Source organism: Komagataeibacter kakiaceti JCM 25156 (genome assembly GCF_000613305.1).
Genome location: NZ_BAIO01000153.1, coordinates 1 through 4,958, shown reverse-complemented (window position 1 = coordinate 4,958; position 4,958 = coordinate 1). Strand labels below are relative to the sequence as shown.

The 4,958-nt window shown below is 60.0% G+C and carries 3 protein-coding genes and 1 pseudogene; 2 read left to right on the top strand and 2 right to left on the bottom strand.

The genetic code is table 11. From position 1 onward, the window contains the following. Together JCM25156_RS09370 and JCM25156_RS09365 are read left to right on the top strand one after the other, a co-directional pair. The coding region (locus tag JCM25156_RS09370; protein ID WP_025812871.1) for an ABC transporter ATP-binding protein at nucleotides 1-586 on the top strand (586 nt) is incomplete at its 5' end. 748 nt (nucleotides 587-1,334) lie between these two features. Beyond that, complete coding sequence (locus tag JCM25156_RS09365; RefSeq protein WP_025812870.1) at nucleotides 1,335-1,838, top strand: Ros/MucR family transcriptional regulator; 504 nt, start codon at nucleotides 1,335-1,337, stop codon at nucleotides 1,836-1,838. A 673-nt stretch (nucleotides 1,839-2,511) separates the two neighbouring features. On the opposite strand, the pseudogene JCM25156_RS23070 reads toward JCM25156_RS09365, so the two are convergent. After that, nucleotides 2,512-4,502: pseudogene (locus tag JCM25156_RS23070) on the bottom strand (M1 family metallopeptidase). 72 nt (nucleotides 4,503-4,574) lie between these two features. Further along, nucleotides 4,575-4,958, bottom strand: a 384-nt coding sequence (locus tag JCM25156_RS09350; RefSeq protein ID WP_025812869.1) for a sulfite exporter TauE/SafE family protein, incomplete at its 5' end; no start/stop codon positions are given.

Here is a 4,958-nt window from a genome sequence, read left to right as displayed (position 1 = left end):
CCTGTCACGCATGACCCACGCACAGCGCACGCGGCGGTGCCTCTACCTGCCGCAGGCGCTGCCCGCCATGGTGCATCTGCAGGTGCTGGAATCCCTTCTGGCGGCGCAGCACGCCACCACTGCCGTACCACCCGCGCGGGCCGGGGATGACGCGGTGGACGCGGCACTGCGGATGCTGGACATATTCGGCATAGCCGGGCTGGCCATGCAGTATATGGATGAACTCTCCGGCGGGCAGCGCCAGCTTGTCGGGCTGGCGCAGGCGCTGGGCCGCAACCCGGACGCGCTGCTGCTCGATGAACCGCTCAGCGCGCTGGACCTGCACCACCAGTTCGCGGTGATGGACATCCTGCGCCGTGAAACCGCGCGGCGGAACATCGTGACGGTCATGGTCCTGCATGACCTGAACATCGCCATACGCATGACGGATTATGACGTGATCCTGCGCGATGGCCGGATCATCGCGGCGGGGCCGCCGGACGCGGTCATAACCCCTGCCACATTACGCGCGACCTATGACATCACGGCCCGCGTGGAAACATGCAGCCGGGGCCTGCCGCATATCATGGTGGACGGACTGGCCTGACCACGGGCCGCCGATAAGTAAAGAAAAGGTAATCCCGCACTATATTATCGTGCCGCGACGCGATGCCCGCGCTGTGCGCGGCGCGGGTATGACCGGGGCGTTATTTGGTGTGCGCGCCCCTGTTATGCGTGCCGACATGCGCGTTACTGAACTGGCGGCCGTTACGCCAGTCATGCCTCACATTATTTTTATGCGATCGGGGTCATGCAACCCCATCATGCCAGGCGGGGGAACGAAAACCCGGTCCGTCCGTTATTTCGCGAATGCAACCGGAGGGTGTTATTTCCAATACGGTATCGAAATGACATGCAAAGCGGAAGTTCTATATTTATGAGGCTCCTGCGTCCGGACACGGGCACGACCCATGCGTGTGGGGCTGTATCCATGTTTCCGCGAATGGAGTATTTATTTTATGCGCCATGCTGATAGAATAATGACAATCCCTTAACAATATCGCGTAAAATCCGGAAACAGCTTCCACCGCATCCGACATTTATAAACAAATAATTGCATATACGCGAAACATACGATATTAGCGGGTGAAGATTGGCATACAGTCATGCCTGCCGGAATGTCACGATAAGCAGAACGCCTCCTTATCGGCGCAAGGAAGATGCAGCCTGGCAACTGAAAATGGCATGAAATACCGATCGGGTTGATTTATTGTGGTTGCATAACAGGCAGATGATTATTACTGATAGGGCAAGATATGTCTCCTGATGACAATCTACCAAGGAAAGAAGCGAAATTGGATAATAAAGACATTCCGCATACCGAACTGGTATCGATGACGACAGAAATCGTGGCCGCGCACACGAACCACAATACGGTTGCGGTCGATCAGATTCCGGCGCTGATCGAGACTGTCTATACTGCCCTCAAGACACTCGGTGCTGAAAAGGCGGTCGAGCCCACGCCGCTCCAGCCGGCCGTGCCGATCAAGAAGTCAGTATTCCCCGATTATGTTATTTGCCTGGAAGATGGCAAGAAGCTGAAAATGCTCAAGCGCCATCTCCAGACCGCGTATGGCATGACACCGGAGCAGTATCGTGAAAAATGGGGCCTGCCCCCCAACTATCCGATGACCGCGCCCAACTATGCCGCCCATCGTTCCTCCCTTGCCCAGAAGATCGGTCTGGGCCGCAAGGTGGTTGCCGAGCCCGCGCCCGAAGCCCCCGCCGAACCCACGGAAAAGGCCGCCCGCAAGACCCGCCCGCGCCGCAAGAAGGCCACTCCGGAGACCGCGGCGTAAAAACGCCATCGCCTCCAGACTCAATACCCAGTCCGGCAACGGGCTGGGTATTTGTGTTCGGGGGGGGGGCTTTACACCGCAGGTGCTGCCTGATTGCATGGCAGGTATTTGCGTTATTAATGATCCGTGTGTTTTTCTTGCCCCGTGCCCGATACCGGTCACTTCATTGCGGGGGATGAAACACCTGTTTCGCCGGGCATGTCATAACGACCCGCGAAATTATTTTCCCACCCTGTAGTCAGCCTGTCCGGTGTAATTACTTGCGGGCATCTTCCGTTGGGCCAGACGGGTATCGTCCATTATCAACAACGTGGGCGGCCTATCACTTCCGGCATTGGAAATGGGGCTGTTGAACAGTAAGAGACTGTTTAAAACAGCCTGCCTTCAGGATATTCCGCAAATCCCAAGGAAGTTTTGGTGAAGCTTTTTTCAAAAAGCTTCAAGAAACGCCGCCTTTTTGAAAAAGACAGCACCCAGAAACTTTTATTGTTTCGCATCACCCGGCTATTTTCAAACCACCTCCAATCACCGCAATGCGGCATGGCACATATGTTCCACAGTATTGTGCTGTAATCAGCCGCCGGGTCACGCCTGCCACGTCCGGTCCCTTTAACAGGCCCGCAGGTGCAGCGACACGGGGCGTCTGTTACTGTCTGTAATAGAGTCATAACCTTTACTTCATGGTGTTGCCATTATCTGATCGGTCCGTTTCCGGAATGGCGTGGTCGGGATCCAGAACCGCCGTGCCGACCGTGCGCCCATCGTGGAAAACGACAGTAATATGGTCCGTCAGGTGCCAGCTTTCAGGGGGAATGATCTGGTCGGCATGGCTGCCATCAGTATAATTCAACCGCAATGTGACCGGCAGCATGAGCCTGCCCTTGCTCCGCACCTCAACGCGCGTGCCCTGCCGGGGGTCGTTATTGACATAGGACAGACCCGACAGGGCGTAATCCGGCCACCAGTTCATGAAATACCAGCCGCGCCAGAACCAGCCCAGATCCTCGCCCGCCTCGCTTTCCATCAACCGGAAGAAATCAGACGGCGCGGGATGCCGGTAGGCCCATGCCTGTATGTAACGCCGGAAGGCGGCGTCAAAACGTTCCGGCCCCAGTATCTGCTCACGCAGCAGCACCAGCCCGTAAGCACTTTTGAAATACGTGACGGCATGACGGTAGGGTTCCGCCACCAGATCCGATGGCGTCATGAGCGGCGGGGCCTGCGGGTCGGTCAGTACGGGCACGATGTCCTCGGCCGGCCTGCCGGTGCGCGGGGCGAATTCGGGGTCCTGCTTGGGCGCGAACTCACCATTATGGAAATGTTGCGACGCCAGCACGTCGATAAAGGTATTGAACCCTTCATCCATGAAGCATGACGCCGCTCGTCCGTGCCGACAATCATGGGGAACCAGCCATGACCCAGTTCATGCGTGGTGATCCAGAACAGCTTTGCATCCCGGTCCTGCCAGCCGTCAAATACAATGCCCGGATATTCCATGCCCGCGCCATGGCCCCCCACATTGATGGCATTGGGCCATGGATAGGGAAACCACTGGCGGGAGAAGTATTCGATCGCATGGCGGGTATATTCGGTCGAACGCGCCCATCCGCCCGGCCCGCATCCCTCACGCGGGTAGACGGACATGGCCAGCCGCGCCACCGGCTTCATGCCCGGCACAGGTCGTACCGGGGGCAGGTAGATCCGCGCCGCGTCCCACATGAAGGCGGGCGACGCGGCGAAGGAGACATCGCGCGTGTTCTCCATATGGAAGCGCCAGCTTTTTTCGCCATCATGGGCAAGATGGCTGGCGGGATCGGTTACATCCCCGGCGGTGCGGATCATGACGGTGGCCGGACCACGCGCCGCGCGGGCCAGCCGGGCGCGTTCGGTGGGCGTCAGAACCTCGGCCGGGTTCAGTAGCGCGCCGGATCCCACTACCGTAAAGTTCCACGGCACCGTGACCGTGTAATCAAAATCCCCATACTCCAGATAGAACTCCTGCCCCAGATAGGGCAGGGTGTTCCAGCCCCGCCGCGCATCGTACACGCTCATGCGCGGATACCACTGCGCCACTTCGTAAATATCCCCCTCCTTCGTGGGGGTGACGCTTGTGCGGCCACCCCACGGGCCGGGAATGGTATGGTGCCAGCGGATACGCAGCCGTAATTTCCGCCCATGGCGCAGCCACGCCGCCCGGGGCAGGGCAAGCTGCATGCGGGTATCGGAAATACGGGGCGTAAGCGTGGTTTCGTGGCCGTCGTGAAGCAGGGCGACGGAGTCAATCACCATGCCCTCCGTCACGTCGGCATGCCGCGCCGGGCTGGCCATGCGGGCCCGCGCATCCGCGCGGTAGATGTTCTGGTCAAGCTGGAGCCACAGCACATCAAGCGTGTCGGGGCTGTTATTGGTGTAGGTCAGGATTTCCTCACCACCCAGTACATGGCTCGCGGTGTCGATCCGGGCATGAATGGTGTAGTCCGCGCGGTTCTGCCAGTAATCCGGGCCGGGCAGGCCCCCGCCGGTACTGTAGGCACCCGGGGCGTCCGGCAGGGTCAGGGTGTCAAATACCGCGCGCATGTCCACATGGCCTGCCGGGTCGGGCGCTGCGTGCGCCCCCGCGCACCCGGCGAGGCAGAAGATGACGGCAAGTTTCCGAAGGGTCATCCAGCGCTTCCTGCCCGTTACATATCCGTTGGCCTGACTGTAGCAAGGCGGCCGGGAGCGCGCAAAACCGGGTCAGATCACCTTCAGCCCGACCGTGATCAGGATGGCAGCCAGGATGGTCCGCTGCACCCTGTCCGGTATGAGCCCGACGCACAGGCTGCCCAGTATGATGCCGGGCACCGAACCGCAGAGCAGCGAAAACAGGAGTTCCCCGTCAATGTCACCGATCCACCAGTGCCCCATGCCCGCAATGGCGGTCAGCGGCACCGCGTGGGCGATGTCGGAACCGACCAGGCACCGGACCTCAAGCCCCGGATAGAGAAAGACCAGCGCCGCCATCCCGATCGCGCCCGCGCCCACGGAGGAGAGCGTGACCATCACCCCCAGCACCACGCCCAGCGCCGTAGTCAGGCCTGCGGTCATGGCGGGCGAAATCTGCCCCGCCTTGCGCCGCGA